General features: G+C 43.6%; 28 protein-coding genes. 26 read left to right on the plus strand and 2 right to left on the minus strand.

What is annotated here, in order from left to right; all coding sequences use genetic code 11:
- Positions 1 to 57 precede the first annotated feature (57 nt).
- Complete coding sequence (locus tag GKG34_RS12180; protein WP_005937808.1) at positions 58 to 324, minus strand: helix-turn-helix transcriptional regulator; 267 nt, start codon at positions 322 to 324, stop codon at positions 58 to 60.
- 215 nt (positions 325 to 539) lie between these two features.
- A complete protein-coding gene (locus tag GKG34_RS12185; RefSeq protein ID WP_044953261.1) occupies positions 540 to 1,655 on the minus strand; it encodes a site-specific integrase in 1,116 nt (371 codons plus the stop codon).
- A 265-nt stretch (positions 1,656 to 1,920) separates the two neighbouring features.
- Here GKG34_RS12185 and GKG34_RS15925 point away from each other — a divergent pair, with 265 nt between their 5' ends.
- From GKG34_RS15925 to GKG34_RS12315, 26 genes are all read left to right on the plus strand, one after another.
- Positions 1,921 to 3,039, plus strand: coding sequence for a Helicase associated domain protein (locus tag GKG34_RS15925; protein WP_347563459.1), 1,119 nt, complete (start codon positions 1,921 to 1,923; stop codon positions 3,037 to 3,039).
- Positions 3,040 to 3,090: 51 nt separating this feature from the next.
- On the plus strand, positions 3,091 to 4,464 hold the full coding sequence (locus GKG34_RS12195) for a sugar transferase (RefSeq protein WP_154256360.1): 1,374 nt from the start codon (positions 3,091 to 3,093) through the stop codon (positions 4,462 to 4,464).
- A 241-nt stretch (positions 4,465 to 4,705) separates the two neighbouring features.
- A complete protein-coding gene (locus GKG34_RS12200; RefSeq protein WP_242821910.1) occupies positions 4,706 to 5,452 on the plus strand; it encodes a glycosyltransferase family 2 protein in 747 nt (248 codons plus the stop codon).
- A gap of 16 nt (positions 5,453 to 5,468) precedes the next feature.
- The gene (locus tag GKG34_RS12205) at positions 5,469 to 6,926 is read left to right on the plus strand and encodes a radical SAM protein (RefSeq protein ID WP_005937791.1); all 1,458 of its coding nucleotides are present in this window, start codon (positions 5,469 to 5,471) and stop codon (positions 6,924 to 6,926) included.
- Positions 6,927 to 6,942: 16 nt separating this feature from the next.
- The gene (locus GKG34_RS12210) at positions 6,943 to 7,899 is read left to right on the plus strand and encodes a glycosyltransferase (protein WP_005937788.1); all 957 of its coding nucleotides are present in this window, start codon (positions 6,943 to 6,945) and stop codon (positions 7,897 to 7,899) included.
- Positions 7,896 to 8,570, plus strand: a complete 675-nt coding sequence (locus GKG34_RS12215) for a hypothetical protein (protein ID WP_005937784.1) — start codon at positions 7,896 to 7,898, stop codon at positions 8,568 to 8,570. The genes GKG34_RS12210 and GKG34_RS12215 overlap by 4 nt, the downstream gene beginning before the upstream one ends.
- Positions 8,571 to 8,587: 17 nt before the next feature.
- Positions 8,588 to 10,033 carry an alkaline phosphatase family protein gene (locus tag GKG34_RS12220; protein ID WP_005937781.1) on the plus strand — a complete coding sequence of 482 codons (1,446 nt, stop codon included), beginning with the start codon at positions 8,588 to 8,590 and terminating at the stop codon, positions 10,031 to 10,033.
- Between the two features lie 52 nt (positions 10,034 to 10,085).
- Positions 10,086 to 11,075 carry an acyltransferase family protein gene (locus GKG34_RS12225; RefSeq protein WP_082210821.1) on the plus strand — a complete coding sequence of 330 codons (990 nt, stop codon included), beginning with the start codon at positions 10,086 to 10,088 and terminating at the stop codon, positions 11,073 to 11,075.
- The gene (locus GKG34_RS12230) at positions 11,076 to 11,735 is read left to right on the plus strand and encodes a glycosyltransferase (RefSeq protein ID WP_154256365.1); all 660 of its coding nucleotides are present in this window, start codon (positions 11,076 to 11,078) and stop codon (positions 11,733 to 11,735) included.
- A 16-nt stretch (positions 11,736 to 11,751) separates the two neighbouring features.
- Positions 11,752 to 12,234 (plus strand): glycosyltransferase family 4 protein, encoded by a 483-nt coding sequence (locus tag GKG34_RS12235; protein WP_347563460.1) that lies wholly within the window; start codon positions 11,752 to 11,754, stop codon positions 12,232 to 12,234.
- Between the two features lie 25 nt (positions 12,235 to 12,259).
- Positions 12,260 to 12,799 (plus strand): glycosyltransferase, encoded by a 540-nt coding sequence (locus GKG34_RS12240; protein WP_005937772.1) that lies wholly within the window; start codon positions 12,260 to 12,262, stop codon positions 12,797 to 12,799.
- Between the two features lie 20 nt (positions 12,800 to 12,819).
- A complete protein-coding gene (locus GKG34_RS12245; protein ID WP_005937769.1) occupies positions 12,820 to 13,917 on the plus strand; it encodes a glycosyltransferase in 1,098 nt (365 codons plus the stop codon).
- Between the two features lie 16 nt (positions 13,918 to 13,933).
- Positions 13,934 to 15,220: an O-antigen ligase family protein gene (locus tag GKG34_RS12250; RefSeq protein ID WP_005937766.1), complete on the plus strand. Its 1,287-nt coding sequence runs from the start codon at positions 13,934 to 13,936 to the stop codon at positions 15,218 to 15,220.
- 8 nt (positions 15,221 to 15,228) lie between these two features.
- Entirely contained in the window at positions 15,229 to 16,395 is a 1,167-nt protein-coding gene (locus GKG34_RS12255) for a hypothetical protein (RefSeq protein WP_044953289.1), read from the plus strand.
- On the plus strand, positions 16,367 to 17,218 hold the full coding sequence (locus tag GKG34_RS12260; RefSeq protein ID WP_005937760.1) for a LicD family protein: 852 nt from the start codon (positions 16,367 to 16,369) through the stop codon (positions 17,216 to 17,218). The genes GKG34_RS12255 and GKG34_RS12260 overlap by 29 nt, the downstream gene beginning before the upstream one ends.
- The gene (locus tag GKG34_RS12265) at positions 17,218 to 17,985 is read left to right on the plus strand and encodes a hypothetical protein (RefSeq protein ID WP_005937757.1); all 768 of its coding nucleotides are present in this window, start codon (positions 17,218 to 17,220) and stop codon (positions 17,983 to 17,985) included. The genes GKG34_RS12260 and GKG34_RS12265 overlap by 1 nt, the downstream gene beginning before the upstream one ends.
- A gap of 15 nt (positions 17,986 to 18,000) precedes the next feature.
- Positions 18,001 to 18,447: an adenylyltransferase/cytidyltransferase family protein gene (locus GKG34_RS12270; protein ID WP_154256369.1), complete on the plus strand. Its 447-nt coding sequence runs from the start codon at positions 18,001 to 18,003 to the stop codon at positions 18,445 to 18,447.
- A gap of 61 nt (positions 18,448 to 18,508) precedes the next feature.
- A complete protein-coding gene (locus tag GKG34_RS12275) occupies positions 18,509 to 18,937 on the plus strand; it encodes an adenylyltransferase/cytidyltransferase family protein (protein ID WP_044953287.1) in 429 nt (142 codons plus the stop codon).
- 45 nt (positions 18,938 to 18,982) lie between these two features.
- A complete protein-coding gene (locus tag GKG34_RS12280) occupies positions 18,983 to 20,422 on the plus strand; it encodes an oligosaccharide flippase family protein (RefSeq protein WP_049935134.1) in 1,440 nt (479 codons plus the stop codon).
- 72 nt (positions 20,423 to 20,494) lie between these two features.
- Positions 20,495 to 21,289: a DUF3825 domain-containing protein gene (locus GKG34_RS12285; RefSeq protein ID WP_005937745.1), complete on the plus strand. Its 795-nt coding sequence runs from the start codon at positions 20,495 to 20,497 to the stop codon at positions 21,287 to 21,289.
- 172 nt (positions 21,290 to 21,461) lie between these two features.
- Positions 21,462 to 21,884, plus strand: coding sequence for a hypothetical protein (locus GKG34_RS12290; protein ID WP_005937742.1), 423 nt, complete (start codon positions 21,462 to 21,464; stop codon positions 21,882 to 21,884).
- A gap of 54 nt (positions 21,885 to 21,938) precedes the next feature.
- Positions 21,939 to 23,324 (plus strand): phosphoglucosamine mutase, encoded by a 1,386-nt coding sequence (gene glmM / locus GKG34_RS12295; RefSeq protein WP_005937740.1) that lies wholly within the window; start codon positions 21,939 to 21,941, stop codon positions 23,322 to 23,324.
- Positions 23,325 to 23,517: 193 nt separating this feature from the next.
- On the plus strand, positions 23,518 to 23,979 hold the full coding sequence (locus GKG34_RS12300) for a hypothetical protein (RefSeq protein ID WP_005937737.1): 462 nt from the start codon (positions 23,518 to 23,520) through the stop codon (positions 23,977 to 23,979).
- Between the two features lie 25 nt (positions 23,980 to 24,004).
- Positions 24,005 to 24,748, plus strand: a complete 744-nt coding sequence (locus tag GKG34_RS12305; RefSeq protein ID WP_154256371.1) for a hypothetical protein — start codon at positions 24,005 to 24,007, stop codon at positions 24,746 to 24,748.
- A gap of 591 nt (positions 24,749 to 25,339) precedes the next feature.
- The gene (locus GKG34_RS12310) at positions 25,340 to 25,489 is read left to right on the plus strand and encodes a hypothetical protein (RefSeq protein ID WP_154256373.1); all 150 of its coding nucleotides are present in this window, start codon (positions 25,340 to 25,342) and stop codon (positions 25,487 to 25,489) included.
- Between the two features lie 141 nt (positions 25,490 to 25,630).
- Entirely contained in the window at positions 25,631 to 25,966 is a 336-nt protein-coding gene (locus GKG34_RS12315) for a hypothetical protein (protein WP_005937729.1), read from the plus strand.
- Positions 25,967 to 26,086 lie beyond the last annotated feature (120 nt).

Below are 26,086 nucleotides of genomic sequence, written 5' to 3' on the forward strand. Positions count from 1 at the left end.
TTCGTACAATGCTGGTGCATTTCCAATAGGGTACATAAACCGATGTCAATGTGTTATTTATCGGATTTCCTGATCGATTGCAGTGAAAATCGAGGCATTAAAAAAATCTACAAGCGTAATTCCAAGGCCATCACACAGTTTTTTGACGGTTGGAACGGTGACGCTCTGCTGGGAGGAATCAAGCATACTGTAAACGGTGGACGGAGTGACACCGGAACGGACAGCAAGGGCATTGGGACTTATGTTGCGTTCCTCGCAAAGCTCTTTGAAACGTAATGCAACAGCATCTTTTACTTTTGTATCTTCATCGGTCGCTAATATCATATGTTTGTTCTCCTTTTTTGTAGATATTAGCGGAAATAGGTTGTTTTTGTGTACGGTGCGCCGTATACTCAGAAATGATAATTCCGAAGATTTGACACGAAAATCAACCGACAGAAAGATAAGAAAAGGTATCCTCCATACGGTCAATGGAAGAAAACACTCAATAAACTACGTTTTATCGAAATCTTTTTGGATATGTGACCACCAATCACCCCTTAAAAGTTTTCGAAAACACGATTTATTTCTCGTCGTTTGCGTTTCATATCAGAATGAACATATTTTTTTAACGTGACTGCTGCATCTGAATGACCTAACAGTTCGCTCAAGGTTTTAATGTCGCAATGCGCTTGCAAGCAGGTGGTTGCAAAGGTATGACGAAGCGCATGAGGGTGCGCCTGATGGACGCTGGCCTTTTTCAGATAGCCGTGAATGCTCTTACGGTAGCATCGAGGTTCAACTGGCTTTTCCTCATTGCCAGAAAGAAACCAAGTTCCGCTGCTGAAATCTTTTGACAGCTTCTTCAGAACACGAAGCAGCGATTTTGGAAGGGGGATCTCACGATGGGAATTTTGGGTCTTGGGAGATTGAACGACGACTTTTGTGTGGCCATTTCCACAAGAAATCCGAGTCACTGTTCGTTGGATCGTCACCACTCCTTCTGATAAATCAAAATCTCCCCATTTCAGTCCGCAGATCTCGCCGATACGCAGCCCCAACTGAAACCCAAGCAGCAGACCGATTTTCCGGGACGTAGGCGATTCCATTACAAACGTCTGCAATTTCTTTTGTTCTTCTGTAGTAAACGGCAGCGGTACTTTGTGGGATTTTTGCGGCAGTTTTACCATAATTTCAAAAGGGCGAATGAGATGAAAGTGCGCTGCATACTTGCAGATGCGCCGCAGCATCGATAAACACTCCCGTGCCATGGACGGCCCCAAAGGCTTTTGCGTTCCACCGGTTGGAGTTATCACGGTCAAAAGGCCCTGCTCCAAAATTTGCTCGCTTAACGTGTTTATCTTGAAATCCCCGAAAACAGGCTGGAGATAGTGCCGCAGAGTATACTGGTAGTGCGAGAAAGTTGACTCTTTTACACCCTGCCGGACAGAATATAACCATTGCTCTGAAATTTCCGAAAAAGTAATATCGGTACTATTCAGGTTATAAATGCCACACTCTGCCTTTTTGCGAGCAGAAATTGCTCGTACTTCGGTATAAGTTGTCCCATATACATACCCCCAGCAAGGCTTGCCGTCCGCAGAACGACCTTTGATATATCGGCCCTCCCATCGTCCATCGCTGCGTTTCCGAATGTTTTCACCACGTCTTGCCATACAAATCCTCCTGCTGACACCTTATGGACCACTAATTGCCTAAAAATCGAATTCGTGGCCGATTTTTTGAACAAATTGGACAACAAATCAAAAAAAGATTAAGTATATCGCCGAAATTTCTCTGGTAAAGAGTGCCAAAGTCTATTGCCTATCATGCGATTCAATGTTAGAATAGAACAGTGAGAATGACAAGATCGTCCAACACATGGTATCTTCCATTGACCGTATGAGAGATACCCCTTTATTGCGGAAAGGGGTGAACAAGGTGGCATTGCGCCTGTTTGAGCACAATGAGAAAGCGTATCGTGCGGCAGTCCGGATGATGGAACAGTATGGCAAGGCTGCCATTGTCCATCCCACCGGCACCGGAAAGAGCTACATTGCGTTCAAGCTGATCGAGGACAACCCGGAGAAGGTTGTAATCTGGCTTTCTCCCAGTAAATATATCTTCAAGACCCAGCTGGAAAGCCTGAAAAGGAACGACCCGGATTTTCCGTTGGCAAACATTCACTTTTATACCTACGCCAAACGGATGTGTTGCACGCAGGCACAGCTGGACGAAATAGCAGCGCAGAAGCCTGCCTATATTATATTCGATGAATCCCACCGTGCTGGTGCTGAATGTTGGGGCGAAAGCACGGTGGCTTTATTAAAGTTATGCCCGGATGCAAAGTTTCTGGGGCTGACGGCAACAAACATCCGATATCTGGATAATAACCGTGACATGGCTGAAGAACTTTTTGATAGCCGTGTTGCGAGCAACATGACCCTTGGCGAAGCAGTCGTCATGGGTATTTTGCCTGCCCCGAAATATGTGACCACGGTCTACCAGTACCAGAAAGCACTTGCAAAGTATCAGGCGCGGGTAGATAACCTGCGAACACCGGGCATTCAGGATGTGAATCAGAAATATCTGGACGCCCTGCGCCGCGCTTTGGAACAAGCAGACGGTCTGGACAAGGTCTTTGCGGACTTCAAAACGGACACCGGTGACCGGCTGAAGCTGCTGTTCTGTATCGATATGCTTAACGAGGGCGTCCATGTAGAAGGCATTTCTGGCGTGATCCTGTTCCGACCAACGATTTCGCCCATCATCTACAAGCAGCAGATCGCACGGCTGGACAGCATTGGCATGGTTTGGGGCAATCGCAATGACCGCCAGTGGAACCAAGGATATCAGGAAGCAAAACGTTATTTTGAAGCCCACGGGGATCTGAGGGTCCCGGTCAACTATGTTTCGCCGGAGGGATATGCCCTCGGTAAATGGGTCAAGCGGCAGCGGTATACCCGCCAGAATCCTGAAAAAAGCTGCGGCGCACTGACAGAAGAACGGATGGAGCGGCTGGACGCCATCGGGATGATTTGGAACAAGATGGGCTCGTAATAGAGTCAAAAAGAATTGATGATAGAGTGAAAAAGGAGTAGTTAGGGTATTATGACAAAAATTCGGCACGATGTGATGTTGAGACTCGTAAAGGTGCTGGATGTGGTGATGATCACACTTCCGTTTGCGGCTTGTTGGATCTGGTACTATGCGGCAAAAACACCGATGGATGGAACTTGGCAAGGCCATGCAGTTATTTTGGGCCTGTATGCGGTGCTGTTTATTCTGCTGGGCAAGACCTATGATGCATTCTGGATGTCCATGCAGCGAGTTTCCGAGTTGATGTACGGTCAGGTCCTAGCGGCGATGGCGACGGACGGGATCTTTTACATTGTGATCTGTCTGATGGCCACTAAGCTGTGTAATCTTCTGCCGGGAATCGCTGCCATTGCAGGGCAGTTTGTGATGGCTGGCATCTGGTCTGCGGTTGCACATCGCTGGTATTATAAGGCATTCCCTCCGCAGCCTACCACCGTGGTCTATGATGTGCGCCGTGGTATGGAAAAGCTGATTCGGGACTACGGTTTGGATAGCAAGTACGAGGTGAGAAATGTTCTGAGCGTAGAGGAATGCCTGGAAGATCTGAGCGTTCTGGACGGTATGAAGACCGTATTCCTCAGCGGCGTTCACAGCCATGAGCGCAACATCATCCTGAAGTATTGTGTGATGAACGACATCGATACGTTCATCATTCCTCGTGTGGGCGATGTTCTGATGAGCGGTGCCTGGCCGATGCACATGCTTCACCTTCCGGTGCTGCGGGTCGGTCGTTACATGGCAAGCCCGGAGTTCCTGTTCGTTAAGCGTGCAATGGATATTGTGATCTCGCTGGTGGCACTGATCATCCTGAGCCCGCTGTTCCTGATCACGGCTATTGCGGTCAAATCCGATGGTGGTCCCGCCTTCTACAAGCAGGTGCGCCTGACCAAGGATGGTAAGCCATTCGAGATCTTGAAGTTCCGCTCCATGCGTGTGGACGCCGAAAAGGATGGCGTGGCACGTCTTTCCACTGGTGACAAGGATGACCGTATTACGAAGGTTGGTCATATTATCCGTGCTTGCCGTCTGGATGAGCTGCCGCAGCTGGTGAACATCCTGAAGGGTGATCTGTCCATTGTAGGTCCTCGCCCGGAGCGTCCGGAAATCGCCGCACAGTACTGTGAAGAGATGCCGGAGTTTGCGCTGCGTCTGCAGGCGAAGGCTGGCCTCACCGGTTATGCACAGGTGTACGGAAAATATAACACAACACCGTATGATAAGCTGCAAATGGACCTGATGTATATTGCTCACCCCAGCCTGGTCGAGGACCTGAAGATCATGCTGGCTACGGTGAAGATCCTGTTTATGCCGGAGTCTACCGAGGGTATCGCAGAGGGTGCAACCACCGCAATGGGAGCAGAAAATAGCGAAAAGGAAACGGTTTAATGACCTGTTTGGGAAAAGGAATGCTGTTGCCTGCCTGGCGTGAGGCGTAAAACCAACCTAAAAACCATTTTGACTGGAACGAAATAGAGACATAGCAGCGTGTGATTCATACTGCTGAGGACGATTGGTAGAGCTTTATAAGGAATAAACGGCTCAGACTCTTTGAGATGAGTCTGGGCTGTAATCTTTGATATGCGGAGAGGAGTAAGGACTAAGGAAGATGTTACATAAGGAGTTCGGCTTGATAAGCATTATCGTGGCTGCTTACAATGCGGAAAAGACAATAGAGCAAGCGATTAACTCAGTGTTGCGTCAAACCTACACGAATTTTGAGCTTCTTGTGGTTAATGACTGCTCGAAGGACAGAACAGTGGAGTTGGTCAAAAGCATTGCGGCAAAGGACGGTCGTGTGCGCCTTATTTCTAATGTAAAGAACAGCGGCGTATCCTACACACGCAAGCATGGTTTGGAAGAATCAAATGGCTCGTGGATTGCGATTCTTGACAGTGATGATGCGTGGGCTCCGGATAAGCTGGAAAAGCAGATTGAGCTTCAAAAGAGAACGAATGCCGATTTGCTTTTCACGGGTTCAGCTTTCATGGACTCGGATGGGCAGCCAATCGACTGGTATCTTCATGCTCCGGCAGAAGTGACCTATCGGCAGTTGTTGAAGCAGAATGTGTTATCCAATTCCTCTGCGCTGGTGCGCAAAGAGCTATATGCAAAGCACTATGCAATCGGAGATGGGATGCACGAGGACTTTGCGATTTGGCTCAGCATCCTGAAAGAAGGAAAGAAAGCCTATGGTGTGGATGAGCCATTGCTCATCTATCGCATTGCAAAATCATCAAAGTCAGGCAATAAAGTCAAGGCTGCGAAGATGAACTGGAATACATATCGGTATATCGGGTTGAATCCATTGGCGGCACTTTATTATGAGTGTTGGTATATGGTGAAAGGTCTGCTTAAATACAAGAACCTGAAATAAAAATAGGAGAATCAAAATGAAAGTATGTTTTATCAACCCTCCGTTCAAGGCTGAATACGGCAAGTTTTCTCGTGAATCCAGAAGCCCCTCCATAGGTCATAGCGGCGTTTTGTATTATCCCCTTTGGCTGATTTATGCGGCCTGCGTTGCTGAAAAGAATGGTTTTGAAGTGGCATTTATTGATGCTCCTGCTAAGCAGATGAACAAGGAGCAGACGCTGGAGCGTGTGAAGAAGGAAGCTTCGGATGCTAAGCTCTTTGTGTTCGACACCAGTACTCCTTCTATTTATAGTGATGTAGAGTTTGCAGGTATTATCAAGAAGATGTATCCGAACGCTTTCACTATGTTGGTCGGCACTCATCCTTCTGCGACACCGGATGAGACTATGGGCATTAGCGAGTTGATTGATGGTTTGGCTCGCCATGAGTACGATTACATAGTGCGTGACACGGCTATTGCCATTCGTGATGGCGCAGATCTTGCTACCGTTCGTGGCTTAACTTATCGCAAAGATGGTGAAGTAGTCCATAACCCTGACGCAGAGCATATCACTGACTTGGATGAGATTCCCTACGCAGCAGAGTTTATCAAGCGTAGGCTCTGTGTGACTGATTATGTTTTCCCGGCAGCCGCTTTCCCGTCTATTCAGATCTTCACCGGACGCGGGTGCCCGGCACAGTGTAACTTCTGTGTTTATCCTCAGACGCTGCATGGTCATCGCTATCGTCTGCGCAGTCCGGAAAATGTCATTGGTGAAATCGAGTATATCGTAAACAACTTCCCGGACGTGAAAGAAATCGTGTTCGAGGATGATACCTTTACTATTAATAAGCAGCGTGTTTCTGAAATCTGCAATATGATGATTCAGAAAGGAATCAATAAGAAGATTCGCTGGCTGTGCAATGCTCGTGTGAATCTGGATTATGAGACTATGTGTCTAATGAAGAAAGCTGGCTGCCATCTGATTATTCCTGGTATTGAAAGCGTGAATCAGCAGATTCTGAAGAACATTCACAAAGGAACCACGGTTGAGCAGATTGAAGCCTATGTTGCAAATGCCCGTAAGGCCGGTTTGATGATCCACGCTTGTTATATGGTAGGTAATCAGGGCGAGACCCATGAGACCATGAAAGAAACGTTAGCCGCAGCTATGCGCTTCAAGACGGATACGGCGCAGTTCTTCCCGCTCATTCCTTATCCTGGTACGGGTGCATATAACTGGGCGAAGAGCAACGGCTATATTAATGGTAAGTACGATGAGTACATCCATGAGGATGGTACGTTGAACTGTATTATCAACACTCCGGAACTCTCTGCTCAGGAGTTGGTTGACTTCTGCGCTTATGCACGAAAGAAGTACTACATGCGTCCGTGGTACATTGGACATCGTCTTGCTCGTGGCTTGTGTGATCCAGAGGATTTGAAGAGAAGCTTGAAAGCATTCTGGCGTCTGAAAGACAGTCTGCTGAAGTAATGCGCTGAGGTGAAGTATGGTAATCCATGTAATTGGAACAGTAAATGGACAAGTCAATGAAGGAATGCGTAATGTCGCAACTCATTTGGCTAAAGAATTTGAAAAAGATAATACCGTACTTTATTCTGGCCTGAAGCAGATTCCGCAGATTGTACTGAACTCCAGGCGAGCAGATGCTACGATGATTTTCGCTCGTGCCAACAAGTTGGTCTATAGCTTGGCATCGATTGTTACGAAGATGTGCAGAAACACTTGGATTGTTTTGGTACAGAAGCCGGATTCGGATTTCATGGCAAGAAACAACAAGCATCCATTGAAATGCAGTTACCTTTCCATCACGGAAGGTGATATGAAGGATGTAAAAGTCGTGTCAGGCTGTAAGAAAAAACTTTTTTCGGTGGGTATCAAAGCGGAAAAATTCGCACCTGTTTCTGCCGAACAGCGAAAGATGCTTAAACAAAAGTATGGATTTGATCCGTCAAAGCCGCTTGTTATTCATGTTGGTCATTGCTCGAAGGGACGTGGATTGGAGGATTTCGCAAAAATCCACACAGCGCAGCGAATGGTAGTTGCTAGTGGAATGTTTGAGGATGAGAATGTGGTCCGCATCCTGAATGAAGCAAAGGTGAAAATTCATAAAGGATATCTGGAAAATGTTGAAGAAGTGTATCAGATGGCAGATGCGTATCTGTTTCCAACAAGGTCTGCGGAGTTTGTAATTAGCATCCCGCTTTCTGTAATGGAGGCACTGTCCTGCGGTGTCCCCGTGATTGGATATAAGAGCTTTGAAAATCTGAATGAAATCACAGGATCTGAAGGCGCAATTACTCTGGTTGACAATGCAGAGCAACTGGATAAAGTTTTGCCTGAAGTAATTAAGAAGAAGAGCGACCATTCTCTACTTGAAAAAACAGGCTCTTGGTGTGAAGTGGCGCAGAGTGTGCTAAGGATGGTTCGGGAGGAAAGTGCATGAAACCAGCAATGATTAGCTTTATGGGCTTGGATGGTTCCGGCAAATCAACAAGTATTGACTATGCCTACGAACAGCTGAAAAAGCGTGGTTACAAGGTTGAAATTGTTCGAGCCGCTTATGTTATTGTTTTCCTGCGTGGAGTTATTAAACTCGGGAAAAAGATTTTAATGAAGAAGGACAGTGATCCATTTTCTGGCGACTACAAGGCATACTTGGAGAGCCTGCGAAAAAATGCGAACAAGGGTGGTGCCTATAAGATTTTCTCTTTCTTAACGACCATTGAGTTCAAATTGCAGATCTTCTTCAAAATTCGTTTGAAGCGTTTCTTTGGTACGACTTTGCTGGTGGATCGTTATATCTATGATAATGTCGTGACTTATGCGGCAAATTTGGATTTGGGCGAAGAGTACATGGAAGAAACCATGAATGGCAAATGGAAGAATGCACCGCGCCCGGACAAAATTATTTATATCAAGACTCCTGTAGAGGTTTGCTGCTCTCGTAAGGACGACATTCCCGACCCGTTGTATCTGGAAATCCGTAAACCCCGTTATGAAAAGGTTGCAGAAATGTACAATGCAACAGTGATCGCTGGTGATCAGGATAAACAGAAGATGCTGGACGAAGTCATGGCAGCCATCGATGAAGTACTGCCTCCGCTTAAAAAGTGATTAGATAGGAGTAGAAAATGGTACGAAAACTGATAATTCTTGGCATTGACGGTATGGACTGGGATGTGATTGTTCGATACAAGGATAAACTTCCCAATCTGTATGGCTTGATGCAGAAGAATAACTACCCTCACTTGCGCTCGGTTTTCCCGGCAGATACAACTCCAGCATGGTCTACGATTTATACCGGTCTTGATCCGTCTGAGCATGGCATCATTAACTTTGTCAATGTCGGCGCAAAAGAGAATACATATAAGCCACTGGTGTTTGAGGACAGTGCCTTTAAAGGTAAGACTTTCTGGGATGTACTTAACAAGCAGGGACTTTCGTGTGCAGTAATTCTGCCAATGAATATCAAGGAAGGCTGGGAAATCAACGGCCTGATGATTACTCGTCCTTACGAGGGAAAGATTCGTGTCTATCCTCAGGGCAAGGAGAGCATCTATAATCCGCGAGTTGATATTTTGGGCACCGATGGAAAGTTTACCTCGGAAAAGGATCTGCCCGCTCTGCGGGACGAGTTCTTTGCAAAAGTTAATGAAGAAATCCGGTTGACTCGGCTGGCAATCGAGAACGAGGATGTGGATGTCCTGTTCTCTTACTTCTCCACGACCGATGGTATTCAGCACGATTTCTGGCGGCACTGTGATCCAAACCATCCGGAGTATCCTGGCCCCAATGAGCATGAGAATGTGATTCGGGACATGTACATCGCCATGGATAACTATGTTGGCGAAGTGATGCAGAAACAACCGGATACACCGCTTTTGATTATTAGTGATCACGGTCATGGTGCACGTCCGGTCTATACTGTGAGGATTAATGAGCTGCTTCGTCGTGGTGGTTATTTGACACCTAAGGGCGGCGGAGATGGTTCCAAGCCTTCTACGAAGAAAAAGATTAAGAAGGTCATCAAGAAGACAGCTTTAAGTGTTGTGAAGGGCATTGGTTTGCCGAAGTGGGCAATGAGGCTGGCAAAGAAGTTCCCCGTGTGGAAGAGCTTGTTTGCATCCAGTGCCGATTTTGATTGGGATAAGACGCAGGCATATCTAAGTGATCTTTCGGCTCTGAAAAATTATAGCTACGGTGGAATCCGCATCAACGACAATGTAGCGGACAAAGACAAGTTGGCTGATGAAATCATTGAGTATTTGAAGCCGATTAAGATTGAGGGCGAAGATAAGAACCTCTTTGAGTGGATTGTTCGTACCAATACCTTTTATCATGGACAGTACCTGAATAAGTATCCTGAAATCATCTACCAGATGGATGAACGCTGGGGCGGCGAATGGGAACTTGGTAAAAATGTCTTTGAGAAGGGCGGCTTTATGTATATGATGTCCCCCGGTGGTCACCGTTGGAGAACGGCAATCATTTTTGCAAACAATTTTGAACTGAAGAAGAACAGCTATGAGATGACCGATATTTATGGGGTCATTATGGATGCGGTAAAGGGAGAATGATATGAAACAGGCGGAGCGAATCGGTTGGATTGATACGTTGTGAGCATTTGCGGTGTTCGCAATTGTGCAGGGACATACTTTGAGAAACGTAACGGTAGTCTACCCGTGGCTATATAGCTTTCATGTTCCGCTTTGTGTTCTTACTTCTGGCATTGTATTTCATGTTGGACAGAAAAAGTTTGGTACATTTCTAAAAGAAAAATTCAGAGCACTCATGATTCCGTATTACTGCTTTGCACTCATCAGCATTGCTCTTTATGCAATACTTGGCAGCAAAATGGAAAAAACTGTCGAGGGAGGGTGGTGGTACGACGTATCCCCTTTGCAGAGCGTAATCGGTATGCTCTATGCTAATAGCGGAACAGGTTTGATGCGATGGAATATGCCACTGTGGTATATCCCAATGATATTCGTGCTGCTGCTTATGGCTTTTTGGATTTTCAGAAGCAAAGATGATCTGAAATGGAATATTACGGTGTTTTTGTCTTCGGCCCTAGTGGCATTCATCCTTTGCGAAGAAATTAAACTCCCCAATCTGCCCTTTGGATTGGAAACAGCAATTTATATGTTCCCGTTCTTTGCACTTGGAAAAGTGATAGGGAGCATAAAGGGGAAATTCACTAGAAAAAGTATTTTGGCGAAAATCGCGGTAACAGTAGGGTGCCTTGCGGTCGGAACATTCATGACAATCGGAAATGGACAGGTTTCGTACAATGCGGACTCTTATGGAACGCATGGTTTTGGATACTTCCTCGTGATGGCAACAATGCTGTGTGTTGGCTTTGTAAGTCTTGCGATGTGTTTTCCAAATGGTGTGACTCCAATCAATTATGTTGGAAGAAATACCGTTGGAATCATGATAATGCATAAGTTCCCGATTTTGTTTTTTGTCGGGCTCTTTCCTATAAGTAAAAAGCTAATTGGAACGTATCCGTTAGTTGCATCCATTATGGTTGTGATTCTTTCGATTGGAATGTGCTTGGCTGTTTCAGAAGTGATTTATCGAGTATGCCCAATAGTATTGGGAAGAAGGAAGAGATAAATGCAAAAGAAGAAAGTTCTGGTGTGGGAAACGCTGGCGACAGTATCTGGCGGTCAGAAAATGACACTGACCGTTATGGATATGCTGTCGGATAAATTTGAGTTTTGCTGTCTTATTCCTGCGGAAGGAATGATGTCAGAAGAACTGAAGAAACGAAGTATTCCGTATGTTCTAATGGGCGACCAGACATTACCTACAGGTGTAAAGGGAAAGCAAGTGATTTTCCGCTACAGTTGGATGTCGGTAAAAAATGTATGGAAGTCGCTTGGTGTGATTCGTAAGTATAAGCCGGATATTCTGTACGCACCGGGGCCGGCAGCTCTCCCGTGGAGTGCAGTTTGCGGAACTCTGGCCCATAAGCCTGTTATCTGGCACTTGCACCATATCTTCTTAGATGGAGCAACAAAGAAATTGCTGAACCTTTGCGGAAACTGGAAGTCTGTCCGTGAAATCATTGCAGTTTCAAACTGTGTGGGAGATCAAATTGTAAATGAAGCTGCACACAAAAAGGTAAAGGTACTCTATAATCCCGTTGATGTCGAAAAGTATGCAAATGGTGACGCAACGAAAATAATTGTAGAACTGGAAGCTAAACTTGGTAGAAAGCTGGGGGAGGGGGGTACTGATACTCGCCCATATCGGAGCAATCACAAGGAATAAGTGCCAAAGCACATTTGTGAAAGCGGTATGTGAGATCAAAAAGAGGGGGCTGCCAGTTGTCGGTATGATTATTGGAGATGTGATTACTGATGCTGACAGAGAATACAAGGCGGGAATAATCTCATATATTCACAATCATGAGATGGAAAGAGATATTTATATGCCGGGATTTCGGCGGGATGTTGTAGATATATTAGCGGCTGCAGATTGCGTAGTGGTTCCATCGTCAGAGGGACTTGGATTGGTTGCTATGGAGGCCATGTGCTCAAAAACAAAAGTTGTTGCAATGAACAAAGGCGGGTCGGCTGAACTGATAGAAGCTGCCGACTGCGGAGAAACGTATGTAGCGGACGGTTCTGAGAAGGATATCGCTGATGCAGTCCTTAAAGCGATAAAACAAAGCAATGATCGACTCGAGAATGGATATAGATTCTGTGAATACCACAATTATAACAATTATGGTAAGCGTCTACATGGGGTGTTTGACTGCGTGAGATGAGATTCCATTGAAAAGGATGGTTTAGATGAAAAAGACAATTGTTATAGGACACGTTGCACTTATTCAAAGATCAAAGAAACAATGGTTTACGCTGGATTTGATAAAAGCTCTTCAGATAAAAGGCTATGACGCTGTGGGAATCTTTGCTGGCGAATGCCGTGAGCCGGAGTATATGGAAGAATTGACGCAGAAAATCACGCAATATGGATTAGAAGGAAGAACTGTATTTCTGGGGCGCCGAAATGATATTCCTGATTTGCTCAAAACGATAGATATGTTAATTATTCCCTCTGCATTTGAAGGATTTCCTCTTGCTGGATTAGAGGCGGCTGCGGCTGGAGTGCCTGTTATAGCCTGTGACGCAGCTGGTGCAAAGGAATTTATTCAAGTGAGCAAGGATGGGCTTACATTTAAGGAAGATGATGTGAATAGCGCAGTAGTTGCTGTCGAAGGCATTATGAAGGATAGAGAAACTTTTCAAAAGGCTGGAGAATATTTTGCGGCAGAAATGGGAAACGAGAAATATGCTTTAAGACTTGAGCAGATTTTTTCAGTAATTCAGTGAATTTGAGGATTGTATTATCGATGGAGAGAAAAGAAATCATTGTTGTGACAAACCCGATGATTGCAGCCAATCGATCGGCTGAGGTTACATTGAGCAAATTTTTAAGGGTGATAAAACCCTCTGTTAAGTCGATAGAGGTAATCGGCGGAAACCTTGGCGTAGAAAAAGATTTGAGCGATGTTGTACTGACCTCTTTTTCGATAATACGCTATCCCAATAAATTGAAAAGGTTGCTGACGATTGTTGGTATCCAGCTCAAGATGATGAAAAGTATTATCAGCCATGGAAAGAAAAATCAACCAGTGTATTTCTGGATTGCGGATAAAATGATTCTTCCATACTTTGCTGCAAAGTTAAAGAAAATGGAAGTGAATTATTTCATTTATGGAAATGTTGAAAAAGAGGGCGTGAAGAGCAAATTTACAGAGCTGTCAGGAAGGTTGATTCGCTATATGGCGAGCCATGCTGACTATGTCTGCATGGAAAGTCCGTCGGTTAAAAAAGAGTGGCCTGGTTTGGCTGTAAAAAAAGAAAAAATTATCCATTTGTATACAGACATCGTTGTTGAACCGGAATATAAGGACAGGACAAAAATTCTGGGGATGGTGTGTCGCTTGACTCCTGGGAAGCATATTGTGGAGTCTATTGAAGCGATGGTGAGGATTCACAAGAACCATGCAGACTGGATATTGGAGATTATTGGTTCTGGAAAACAAGAGGAAGAATGTAAAGCATTGATAAGAAAGTACAATGCGGAAAGTTGTATCCATATGCTTGGCTGGGTGGAGCATTCAGAACTGCAAAATTATGTGGCAAAGTGGAAGTATCTTCTATTTCCAACAGATACAGAGGGGATGCCGAATGGTCTTATTGAGATGATGGGAAGCGGCATTCCGGCGATTGCTTCGCCCGTTGGAGGAATTTCTGACATCATTCAAGATGGTGAAAATGGATTACTGTTGATGGATTGTTCGGTGGAGATAATTGCGAAGAGCATCGAAAGTGCAATTGCGGTTTCAGAAGAAAATTATCGGCTTATGGCGGCAAGCGCATATAAGGAAATCTCTGAAAATTTCACACTATCTGCGGCACAGAAGGCTGGAAGTAAATATCTGTAAGGGCGGGTCTATATAAATGATGTGGGTTTGGATAATAGCTGCAATTGCAATATCTTGGTTGCTTTGTAGAAAGAAAGTGGCATGGTATCACTATATATGGATGTTGCTTCCTGTAGAAATGTACGGAATAACAATCGCCGGTGCAACGATTAAGCCGTATATGATTTTGGGCGTGTTCATGATTATAAAGAACCTATTGGATCGAAAGGCACATAAGGTTCCAGCTGCTTTTGTAGCAATAATATTCCTTTTGACGGTAAGCGACATCCTAAATGGGCTGATTATAGCGTCCATAATGCAGCATGTCATGTTTCTGGTGATTATTTATATTGCGTATAATTATGTCCTGATATCAGAAAACGATGATGATTTATTGAAAAATATAGAAGTAAGTACAATTGCAACTACGATTGGATATGGACTGGTTTTCTTGGTTGCATATTGGTTCTACTCAAGAGGAATCGGTTTTGGGGGGATTTATACAACCGACAGATACTCCGCAGGAATGTTTTTGAATTTTATATCTACCGGTGGGCAAACAACAGTACGCTTGAGAGGGTTTTGCATTGATCCAAATTCAGTGGTGACAACACTAATACCGGGTGCTTCCTTTGGATTGGCAAGACTTCTCTACAAGAACAATGGAAAGTTCAGAAGTCTCGTGGCGGTGATTTTGTATGCCATTGTAATGGATCTGTCAGGTTCTAGAATGGCAGTCGTGTGTACAGTGGCGATGGTCATTATTATGCTGATGATGGGTTACAAGCAAGCCGAAAATAAGCTGCGGTGGTTCGGATTGATTGTTTTGGTTTTGCTTGTGGCTTCCTTTGTGGCAGTATATCGCTTTCAGAATATTGCAAGCGAAGTCTATAGTTTCTTTACGGCAAGAGCTGGATTAAACGACACCGGCGGTAGATTTACTATATGGAAGTACAATGCTAGATGGTTGAGCGATAATGGTCGCTTGCTTTTTGGGGTGGGACAAAATCAAATATCCAACCTGACGACTGTTGGAAAGGCATGCCATAATACATGGCTTGAATGGATATGTGGTACAGGCATTTTACTGGGTGGAATGATTGATTTGTGGTTTGTTGTAACACCAGTTGTCTTTCTTGACCGTTTAAAGTGCAACAGAATTTTTATTAGAGATATTATTCCGATTGTTCTTGCTTATGTGACTGCACTCATTTGCATAACGACAGTTGATAATATAACAAACTCTGTTGTGCTGTTTCTGATGGTTATATTCCGATATGGAAATTACATAAATCTCACATTGAATCGAGATCAAGGATTGTGATGAGTAGCATGAATACGACAATTAAAAGTGTTGCTAAAGGCATAAGAAATGAACTTCGGAATGCAAAAGGAAAAAAACTACAGGGAAAGTATCTGGTCATTGAATCAGATGATTGGGGGAGCATTCGACAACCCTCATTAGAAATCTATCAGAAGCAAGTTGAGAGAGCAGGAAGGGAAATTAAAGATCCCTTTTTTCGATTTGATGCGGTAGAGCAAGATGAAGATTTGGAAGAACTGTTTACTGTATTGGAAAGGCACAGGGATTCCTATGGAAATCCGGCAGTGATAACTGCAGATTATGCCGTTGCGAATCCAGACTTCGACAAAATACGTAAGAGCAAATTCGGTGAATACTTTTATGAATCAATCGCAACGACTTATCGAGAATACAGCGGCAGCGCAAATGCATTGAATCTTGCTCGTCAGGGAATAAAAAAACGGATATGGAAGCCACAGCTTCATTGCCGTGAGCATGTACAAATATCACGATGGATGGATGCGCTTCGGAAAAATGACCCGGAAATTAGGTGGGCATTTGAACACGGTATGATAAGTACGGAAAATGCAATTGCACCCTTAAATCATTATGGATACATGGATGCGTTTAATTATTCATGTGATGAATCAAAGGGCATTGATCAGATTGTTGCTGATGCAGCCACTGAATTTCAAAAGCTATTTGGATATCATTCAAATACATTTGTAGCATCTTGCTATGTTTGGAATGAATGTTTGGAAAAAGCCTTGAGAAAACAAGGTGTTTTTTCGATGCAAGGGAGCTGGTATCAGTGGATTCCAGACGAAGATACCAAGGGTAGGCTTGAAAAAAGGAAATTGCATATGGGAATGCGTAGCCAGTATCAATTTTATACTGTGCGAAATTGCCTGTTTGAACCAGCACTATTTGACTCAATTGATAATGTGAGTACATGTATAAGGCAGATTGAATCAGCTTATCGATGGGGCCAACCAGCAATTATTTCTAGCCATCGGGTTAATTATATGAGTCGCATTGACCAAAATAATCGTGAGAAACATATTGAATTATTGGATGATCTTTTAACAGAAATATTAAATCGCTGGCCAGACGTAGCATTTATATCTTCGGATCAGCTTGCAAATCTTTATAGGGAGAAAAAAGATAATGAGGAAGGAAATCGTAGTAGGCAATAATTTAACGGTAGTGCAGGATATCTTGTTAAAAGCTATGGATGAAATTCATCGGATATGCGAGGACTCTGGTATTGTGTACTATTTAATTGGTGGAAGTGCGCTGGGTGCAGTAAGGCACGAGGGATTTATTCCGTGGGATGTTGACATTGATATCGCTATGCATCGGGATGATTATGATCGATTTGCCGAGGCTGCCGAAAAAATGCTCCCAAAGGGGTTGTCCTATCATAACCATAAAAACACGAGAGAGTATTATAGACCCCACGCGACTGTTAGTATTGACAATGTATGCGCTGTAATTAACTCGGACTACTATAGAAACGCAAAAACTGAGCCACTTTTTATAGACATATTTCCTCTAGATAATGCCCCTGATGATACAACGCTTCAGGAAAAACAGGCAAAAGAGTTAAAAAGAATTGTAAAAATCCACAGCAGGAAAGAATGTGTTTTGTATAAGAGAAACACGTTTGTTCAGATTGCAATTAAACGGATAATACAAGGTGCATTACTACCATATTCTCTTGACCATCTCGAAAAGAAACGTGAATCTATTTTAACTAAGTATGATGCACAGGACACAAAATGTTGGTGTTCAATGGTAAGCCACTACCCATATTCAAAACAGTGTATGGCAAAGAAGATATACGGCGAGCCATTGAAGGTGAAATTTAATGGAAGGATGTACAATGCTCCGCACGAATTGGATGAGTACTTGACTAGGATATTTGGGAAGAATTATATGGAATTACCCCCCGTTGAAAAAAGAGTAAGGCCTGATGATGTTATTGAAAAATTGGTTATTACAGGGAGTGAAGTGTAATGATAAGGATTGATAAAAAAAGACATGGCTTGAGTTATGTTGAGCTTTGGTTTCCAAATGGTGAATGGAAAGAAATAAAGTGTGACATGGTAAGATTACATTGTCTTCCTGAAGATGAAAATGGTAATCTTGAACTCCAACATACATTGTGGACAGACTTGAGTAAGAGTGAGGAAGAACTCAAACAGAATATTGTTAGCAAGACGTTTAAATATGATATACGAAGATCCGAGAGGGATAATATCACTATAAGACACTTCACATCGCAATATGTTTTGGCTCATGAAGAAATTTTGCAACAATTTGCAAAATGCTACCATGAAATGTATGCTGAAAAAAATTTGGATATCACTCTTGATGTGGCAGCAGTCAAAAGTTGTGCTCAAAACGGCTTTTTGACTATGAGTGTTGTTTATTATGAGGAGGAACCAATAGTTTTTCACTCGTATCTTTGTGATGAAAGTGTAGTTATTCTATGGCATTCGTGTTCGAACTTCCGAAGTGAAAAAGATATGATGAACATTATCGGACGAGCGAATAAACGACTTCACTGGGAAGATTGGATGTATTTTAAGAAACTTGGCATCAGTACATATGACTGGGGTGGAGTTTTCGCCTATAATTCCGATAATGGAATTGATAAATTTAAAGAAGCATTTGGTGGTGTGCCACATGATTATTACCACACACCGCCGAGGGGAAAGTCTTTGATTGGAAAAGCTGCACTGGCTGTGTATAATTTGCATCCAGCAGCCAAAAAACTGTAAAAAGAAGGCTCTAAAATGAGTAAAATTGTAGGATACACAACTGGTGTTTATGATATGTTTCACATTGGACATCTTAATGTGATTCGTCGCGCAAAGGAACAGTGCGACTACCTGATTGTTGGAGTCAGTACGGATGAGCTGGTGCAGAAAGAAAAAAACAAGACCCCGGTCATTCCGTATGAAGAACGTGCTGCCATTGTAGCGGCATTGCGTTATGTTGATGAGGTTGTCCCTCAAGAGGATAAAAATAAGCTAGGAGCTTGGGAAAAATATCACTTTGATAAAATGTTTGTGGGTTCTGATTGGAAAGGAACGCCTCAATGGGAAAAGTATGAGCGGCAACTTCGGCCGCATGGAGTGGAAATCGTATATCTTTCTCACACAGACGGAATCTCCAGCACAAAGCTAACGGGAGTTATTAAAGGTATCTTGGATGAGCACCCGGGGGAGGGGGGGGGGTAAGTAACCTTATCCTGCTTCATTCCAATCATTATGCCATTGAGTATGAAAGGCTGGTGGCATGATGAAACGATATCATATTGGTTATACGACCGGAGTATTTGACATGTTCCACATTGGACATTTGAATATTCTAAAAAACGCAAAGAGAATGTGCGACTATCTAATTGTTGGGGTAAGCACAGATGAACTTGTACAACAGTATAAAGGGAAAACACCCATTATACGATTTGATGAACGATTGGAAATTGTCAAAGCCATAAGGTATGTTGATAAAGCTGTTCCACAAACAACGATGAACAAGATGGAAGCATGGAATGAATTGAAATTTGATGCCTTATTTCATGGCTCCGATTGGAAAGGCAGCGATATGTATAATCAAATCGTTGACGAGTTTAAAAAGGTTGGCGTAGATGTAATTTTCCTTCCGCACACCGCTGGAGTTTCATCAACGCTGTTGACAGATGTCTTACATCGTTTAAAAGAAAACTGACTTAATAGAACAAGATTGGTAAATTCTTCATGGAAAGGGACTGGAATGGATAGATTAAGAGCAAAATATAATTCCATGTCTGTTGAGACAAAAGCAGCTTTGTGGTTTGCAATGTGCAATTTTATAAACAAGGGAATTGCGATGATTGTTGTTCCCCTGTACACGAGAATGCTAACCACAGAGGAATATGGAATGTACACGGTATTTCAATCGTGGCTAAATATCTTCATAATCATAGCAACGTTGGAAATATCGAGAGGGCATTATAAAGTTGGAATTACGAAGTATGATGAAGATGTAGACAACTACACAATATCAGTCCTTGGATTGAGCAATATTGTAACAATCCTGTTCATTGTAATCTATTTATGCGCTATTCCGGTTTTCAACAATTTACTTGAGATGCCGACATATCTTGTCCTGAGTATGTTTGGATATCTCCTTGTTTATCCTGCATGGGAATTTTGGACAATTCAGCAGAGATTTGCATACAAATATAAAACAATGGTTGCAGCAACATTGGCAGTGGCCATATTGAGTCCGGTAATAGGTGTGGCTGGAATATATTTGCTGAATATGCAAAGCGATGCGGCTATTTTTTCAAAGCTGTTGATTCAGGGCGTGTTTGCACTGTGCATCTATGTTGCATTCTTCAGGAAAAGCCATACGCTATTCAATAAGGCGTATTGGAAAGAAGCGTTTATCTTCAACATTACATTGGTTCCGTATCTGCTTTCGACTTCGATTTTGAATCAAGCAGATAGAATCATGATCAATAGCATGGTCGGAGCAGCAGAAGCCGCAATTTATAGTGTGGCTTATTCCGTAGCAATGCTTATGCAGTTGTTGAACAACGCGGTCAGCGATGCGTTTATTCCTTGGATGTACAGGAGATTGAAAGCAAAAGAATATAAGGTTATAGAACCCGTTACTAACAAGTTGTTAATTCTGGTGGCGGGAACTAATATCCTGCTGATTCTTTTCGCTCCGGAGGTTATTGCTATTTTTGCGCCAGCAAGATACTCAGATGCAATATGGGCTATTCCACCGGTCGCTGCTAGCGTGTTCTTTATGTTTTTGTTTCAAAGATATATCAATGTCGAAGTTTACTATGGTGCAACGACAAGTGTCAGCAGTACATCAATTTTAGTCGCAGTCCTTAACATAGGTTTGAATTATGTTTGCATTAAACAATGGGGATATTTAGCTGCTGGATATACAACACTTGTAAGTTATATGGTGTTTTGTATCGCACATTATTTTAATTTGAAAAAAGTGTGCAATAAAAACTGCGAAGGTAATCAAGTGTTTACAGCGGGTTACACCTTAATGATTAGTGTGGCGTTTTTAGTGCTTGTTTTTGCTATGATGGCACTATATGAGCATCGTGTAATGAGGTTTGCATTAGCGGCTTGCCTGTGCGCATTCGCTTTCTATAAGCGGGATTTTATCAAGTGGCTGCAAAAAAGTAAAAAGGCAGATTGATAGTTTCAGCGGATTAAATCATTGGCCTGATTACTAGGATACTTTACAGCTCTGTTAAAGGGGAATGTTAAAATGAAAAATGATATGTATGAGCTTCCTGATACGTTGTACGATTTTGCACAAATCCCTAATTTCCATACAGTGATAGAAGATTTGGCAAATTTGGCTGAAGCTGAAGATTGGAATTATCATAATCAGACTGACCCTCAAACTGATTATCCCATTCTGGAGAACTACCTGCGAAATACGTATATTCGCCTTGCCCGAGAAAAGAAAATTGCATATTCGACGGATTCTAAGTACTGCTGCTTTGACACAGGGCTGTTATCGAAAAACCAGCACGAACCTTTATATGCACAATTTGAGGAAAACACAAATCCGAATGTGGGCTGCTATTGGCATTTTTCAAAGTTCTTCCGAAGAGGTGAACATGAGGTACAAAGATACACACAGTTACCAGAAATGGCATTTTATTGGGATGACCCAGCTAAATTGATTTTTGATTCCCGTAAAGAGCTAGTTGTCAATGTTGAGCATATTATTCAAGATAACAAGGCACGTTTCCCGGCACCTTTCTCTGGATACTCAGACTATCAGCTCCAACTTTTTATTGATGGAAGTGTAAAAGCAGCTAAGGATCGTTTACGGAGAAACTATAAGATCGCCGTTCCACAGTATTTTATAACCTCTGGAACAATTCAACTTTTAATTCCACTGTGCTTGTCTTCTCAAAATGTGGCGGATTTAGCTATTGTGGTTGAAGACTATGGAACGATGTATCGCGCATCGACATGTCTGACACTTGATCAGGCAATGAATAATGCCCGCCTTCTAGCGCGCCCAGATAGAGACTGGCTCAATCCATAAAACAAAAAATGCCATGCCAACGCATGGCTACGCTGTCCGAAAATGCTGCCTCTACGTGGCGGACGGCAGGCAACGGAGCGTGTCTCCGGCTAAAGCATGATTACAACTTTGAAATGGAGAGTGACACAAACAACTAGCCTTTAGAAAGGAAGGTTTGAAAAGCTAAAACCCAATGAGCGACTTCGGCTCGAAGCGTCCGATGTCCGATGATGCACCGTGTGTATCAGAAGGCATTGAAAAAGCGAAGCGCGGCCGACCGAAGAAAAAGCCCGACTATGACAGAGACAAGGAAATCGAAGCCTTTCAAGCCAGGACGGTGGAGCTTTTTGGTGAACCCTATCGGAAGGCACTGTTCAAGCTGGTGCAGGAGCCGGAAGAATGGAAACACCGGTCCAGCAAAAAGAAACTGGAGCGATTCTTCCACTCGAAGTGGTATCGCACCCTGACCGATTTGGACTCTGCGATTCTGATGCAGGAGGCAAAGCGGCAGGCAGATATCAATGTTGAACGTTGGGAGCGAGGCAGGGCAAAGGCACGGGAACGAGCCGAGAGAAAAGCCGCTAAAAAGAATCTCTCGGCTGCGGCAGTCATGTGATACAGAATAAAGCATATATTCGTCAATTCACTCTTTGGATGAGGAAAAACTATAATGGGAAAGTATTTTGGAACCGATGGCTTCCGTGGTGAGGCTGGAATTACTCTGACCGCTGACCATGCCTATAAGGTAGGTCGCTTCTTAGGCTGGTACTACAACGCCCTGCGTGAGCGCAACGGTGATACGAATCCTGCCCGCATCGTCATTGGCAAGGATACCCGTCGCAGCTCCTATATGTTCGAGTACAGCCTGGTCGCAGGTCTGACCGCTTCCGGTGCAGATGCTTACCTGCTCCATGTCACTACCACCCCTTCTGTGGCTTACATCGCCCGCGTGGATGACTTTGACTGTGGCATTATGATCTCTGCCAGCCATAATCCCTACTACGATAACGGCATCAAGCTGATCGACTGCTATGGTGAGAAGATGCCGGAGGAGATCTTGCTGTTAGTCGAGGATTACATCGACGGCAAACTCCATGTTTTCGATAAGGAGTGGCCGGAGCTGCCTTTCGCTCACAGGGAACACATTGGCTGCACGGTGGACTATGTGTCCGGTCGCAACCGCTACATGGGCTATCTGATCAGCCTTGGTATCTATTCCTTCAAGGGTGTCAAGGTTGGCCTGGACTGCGCCAACGGCAGTTCCTGGAACATCGCTAAATCTGTGTTCGATGCTCTGGGAGCTGATACCTATGTCATCAATGCACAGCCCAACGGTCTGAACATCAACAACAATGCTGGTTCTACCCACATTGAGGGTCTGCAGAAGTTCGTGGTAGAGAAGGGGCTGGACATCGGTTTTGCCTATGACGGCGATGCTGACCGTTGCCTGTGTGTGGATGAAAAGGGCAATGTCATCACTGGCGACCATATTCTGTACATCTACGGCTGCTACATGAAGGAGCGTGGCAAGCTGCTGACCAATACCGTCGTTACCACGGTCATGTCCAACTTTGGCCTGTATAAGGCTTTTGATGAGAAGGGCATCGGCTACGCCAAGACCGCTGTGGGCGACAAGTACGTCTATGAGTACATGGCTAAGAACGGCTGCCGTATCGGCGGTGAGCAGAGTGGTCATATTATCTTCAGCAAGTACGCCAGCACTGGTGATGGTATCCTGACCAGTCTGAAGATGATGGAAGTAATGCTTGCCAAGAAACTGCCCATGAGCAAGCTGGCGGAGCCCCTGAAGATCTACCCGCAGGTTTTGGAAAATGTTCGTGTGACCGACAAGAAGGCCGCACAGGATGACGAAGCAGTGCAGGCAGCAGTCAAGGCCGTAGCTGAGGCACTGGGCGATACTGGTCGTATTCTGGTGCGCGAGTCCGGCACTGAACCTGTCGTGCGTGTGATGGTGGAGGCTCCTGCCCACGACACCTGCCAGAAGTATGTGTCTCAGGTTGTGGAGGTCATCAAGAGCAAGGGCTACGCCGTTTGAATGCAGCCTTGATACAGCAATACAGGTTGATGTATTATTTCACCTGTGCCCTTGAAAACTAGTTTTTAAATGGTTATATTTGAGCTGTGGAAAACCTCTCACAGCTTTGCCGCTCGAAACTTTGCACACCTCTACGTGGTGGGCGGCAGGCAATGCTAGTATAGTGGCTAAGAATGCAAAGGGACTTTGAAAAATGGAAAGTTGGGTTTCCTCTTTAATATCAGCAATAATCGGCGGCATATGTACGCTGCTAGGTGGGTTGCTTGTTTACTATCGTCAAAGCGGGGCTCAAACAAGGCAAGCAGCTTCGGTTTTGTACTACGATCTAAAGAGCATTGAAAGCTATTTAAAAACAGAAGGAAGTTCTGTAAATATCAGGTACTTCAGTGAGTGGCAGTCCATTGTAGCTGAATGCACATTTTTAGAGCCAGATGACGTCGAACAGCTCTATAAAATATATGATCTGGTATATGACTATGATTACCACTATAGGTTAAAAGAGGAACAAGGGACTGTAGAAAAAGATGCTATTTCGCAGTACATAGAATTGAAAAAAGTTATGTTCTACTTATCAGATGATGGGATGAATTTTGAAAAATACAATTCGAAATATAAGAAACTTCTCGAAACCTTGAAGAATCATCAGAAAAAATAGTTTTATAAAGTAGGCTGGAAGAGATATGAAGCAAATTCTGATTGATAATGCACTTGAATCATGGAAATCTGCAATTTCCTATGCAAATGATATCGTAAACGGAATGGCTACTTTGGAGTATAGAAAGAATTTTGTAGCCTCACTCCATAATGCTGTAGAATTATTTATAAAGCAACGTATGCTTGATGTCGGAGATCATGATGTATGTAAGAAGATATCAAAGAAAAGAGACCCAAATGGAAATTTACAAGCGGTGTATGATGCCACAACGGATTTAAACAACTTTTTCTCCTGTTTGTCGCAGAGTGACGCGGAAAAGTACCGTTCAGAAGACTATCATGTTATCTGCAATAAGACCATAGATTTATTTAGCACTTATTATGCAACCCATCCGCAAGATCAAACAGTCGTACTCGATGCTTTGACAGTATTAGGGGACCTGCGAAATAATGAAACGCATTTTTTTATTGATAAATGGACATTCTTAACAGAGGTTGAGTTTGCACAATTGTATAATTTTATGATTGTGTTTTACAGAATACTCCAGGAGTATCAATTACTACCGTTTCAGGGAGAGCCAGTAGGCGAGTATAAAAAACTTGCATTTGAAAAGACCGGGTTAAGGTCATTTTCTTACAAAGATGCATTGTTGTCATCTAATGTATTGAGAATTATTGCATCTGCCTCTAATGGTATTCCATTGCCCTGTGTAGATAATTCGGCATTTTCTGTTGCGAAAGAAATTATGGATTATTTCGGCCCAAACTAATGGAAAGATAAATTTGACGAGCTTTGGGCACAAGTTGAAACTGCAATGCATTATGGGTTGCTCGAGGTTGACGATATCATTGAAGAGTTTGACGAGCCAGGAATCGGAAAAGGCGCAAATGCTTGTCGTTATATAATAGTCCATTATCGATAACATATCCGTCCTCTCCCGAATGCTAATTCCAGCACGCATACGGTTGTGCGTTTACTGAAAGCGATTCGAAAAGCTAGTTACCACGGAGGCCAACTATGCACCACAAATTAGATATCCATCCCATCCCGACAGACGTGCTCTATATCAACGAATTGTCGCTGCTGGAAAAGCACTCTACGAAACAAAACAGGATATGGACAAAGCTCTCACCGGAAAGGCAAAGTCAAATGGCGGTACCCTCCCGGATGACAATGTGAGGATCTATGTGCCGATGGATCTGAATGCCGACATTATTATGTGGCAACTATATTCGCTGCATAGCACACTCGGCTATTCAACAGAGAAAAATGAATCCGCCTATTGTTCCGTGTCGGAAAAGTTATCTCGCAACTGGAAATCTACGATCAAGTGTGGACAGCAAGAAACCTAGAGGACACTGTGCAGAAAGAAGATGGCGGTGTGCGGCACAGCAATCAGGGCATCGAACTTGCAAAGCAAATCGTGAAGTATCTGGAAGATATCGGGGGTACTGCCGAGTGCTTTCCGTATGATGAGATTCAGGAACTAAGAGAAGCTTTCTGGCTATAAGCGCAGCTCAAATATTCATATTCTCAAATCGATTTATTACTTCGCCTAAGATATATTTTTATTCTACAAACTGCACCTCTTGCGAACATAAAAAACGAGTGTTATACTGAAGCCATCAAAAAAACATTGGAGGTGTCCCCTATGCCCCGTCCCAAAGGAAGCAAGAATAAGCCCAAGACCGTAAAAGCAGCCGTTGACTTTGCTGCACAGATTGCCGAAAAGCAGTCCGCAAAGGAAGCCGCTGCCGCCGAAATTGCATCCATCACTGCGAATATTGATGCGCTGAAAGCCGACCTGAAAACCAAGAAGGCAGAGCTGAAATCTATCGACAAGGAAATCGCCAGAATCGAGGCTAAAAAGATCAAAGCTGAAACCAAAGCAGCGGAATCCGCAAAGAAAGCCGAAGCAGAGGATGTTCTGAAAAAACTGTTGGCCAGCGGCGTGAGCGCAGATGAAATCCTCGCAAAGTTGAAGTGATCTGAAAATTTCTGACGCAGTAGCTGACGGGAATATCTACGTCGCAAACCTGCTAAAGTGTGTCAAGAGGTAAAAGCAGAAAATTTAAACAAAAATAATTGTTGCCGGGTGCAGTGAGCA

This window comes from Faecalibacterium sp. BIOML-A4 (assembly GCF_009679665.1).
Classification (GTDB): Bacteria; Bacillota; Clostridia; order Oscillospirales; family Ruminococcaceae; genus Faecalibacterium; species Faecalibacterium taiwanense.

Coding starts and splice junctions, on each gene's coding strand:
- GKG34_RS12180 (WP_005937808.1), bottom strand. CDS start 324: ATGATATTAGCGACCGATGAAGATACAAAAGTAAAAGATGCTGTTGCA.
- GKG34_RS12185 (WP_044953261.1), bottom strand. CDS start 1,655: ATGGCAAGACGTGGTGAAAACATTCGGAAACGCAGCGATGGACGATGG.
- GKG34_RS12195 (WP_154256360.1), top strand. CDS start 3,091: ATGACAAAAATTCGGCACGATGTGATGTTGAGACTCGTAAAGGTGCTG.
- GKG34_RS12205 (WP_005937791.1), top strand. CDS start 5,469: ATGAAAGTATGTTTTATCAACCCTCCGTTCAAGGCTGAATACGGCAAG.
- GKG34_RS12210 (WP_005937788.1), top strand. CDS start 6,943: ATGGTAATCCATGTAATTGGAACAGTAAATGGACAAGTCAATGAAGGA.
- GKG34_RS12215 (WP_005937784.1), top strand. CDS start 7,896: ATGAAACCAGCAATGATTAGCTTTATGGGCTTGGATGGTTCCGGCAAA.
- GKG34_RS12220 (WP_005937781.1), top strand. CDS start 8,588: ATGGTACGAAAACTGATAATTCTTGGCATTGACGGTATGGACTGGGAT.
- GKG34_RS12230 (WP_154256365.1), top strand. CDS start 11,076: ATGCAAAAGAAGAAAGTTCTGGTGTGGGAAACGCTGGCGACAGTATCT.
- GKG34_RS12240 (WP_005937772.1), top strand. CDS start 12,260: ATGAAAAAGACAATTGTTATAGGACACGTTGCACTTATTCAAAGATCA.
- GKG34_RS12245 (WP_005937769.1), top strand. CDS start 12,820: ATGGAGAGAAAAGAAATCATTGTTGTGACAAACCCGATGATTGCAGCC.
- GKG34_RS12250 (WP_005937766.1), top strand. CDS start 13,934: ATGATGTGGGTTTGGATAATAGCTGCAATTGCAATATCTTGGTTGCTT.
- GKG34_RS12255 (WP_044953289.1), top strand. CDS start 15,229: ATGAATACGACAATTAAAAGTGTTGCTAAAGGCATAAGAAATGAACTT.
- GKG34_RS12260 (WP_005937760.1), top strand. CDS start 16,367: ATGAGGAAGGAAATCGTAGTAGGCAATAATTTAACGGTAGTGCAGGAT.
- GKG34_RS12265 (WP_005937757.1), top strand. CDS start 17,218: ATGATAAGGATTGATAAAAAAAGACATGGCTTGAGTTATGTTGAGCTT.
- GKG34_RS12270 (WP_154256369.1), top strand. CDS start 18,001: ATGAGTAAAATTGTAGGATACACAACTGGTGTTTATGATATGTTTCAC.
- GKG34_RS12275 (WP_044953287.1), top strand. CDS start 18,509: ATGAAACGATATCATATTGGTTATACGACCGGAGTATTTGACATGTTC.
- GKG34_RS12280 (WP_049935134.1), top strand. CDS start 18,983: ATGGATAGATTAAGAGCAAAATATAATTCCATGTCTGTTGAGACAAAA.
- GKG34_RS12285 (WP_005937745.1), top strand. CDS start 20,495: ATGAAAAATGATATGTATGAGCTTCCTGATACGTTGTACGATTTTGCA.
- GKG34_RS12290 (WP_005937742.1), top strand. CDS start 21,462: ATGAGCGACTTCGGCTCGAAGCGTCCGATGTCCGATGATGCACCGTGT.
- glmM (WP_005937740.1), top strand. CDS start 21,939: ATGGGAAAGTATTTTGGAACCGATGGCTTCCGTGGTGAGGCTGGAATT.
- GKG34_RS12300 (WP_005937737.1), top strand. CDS start 23,518: ATGGAAAGTTGGGTTTCCTCTTTAATATCAGCAATAATCGGCGGCATA.
- GKG34_RS12305 (WP_154256371.1), top strand. CDS start 24,005: ATGAAGCAAATTCTGATTGATAATGCACTTGAATCATGGAAATCTGCA.
- GKG34_RS12315 (WP_005937729.1), top strand. CDS start 25,631: ATGCCCCGTCCCAAAGGAAGCAAGAATAAGCCCAAGACCGTAAAAGCA.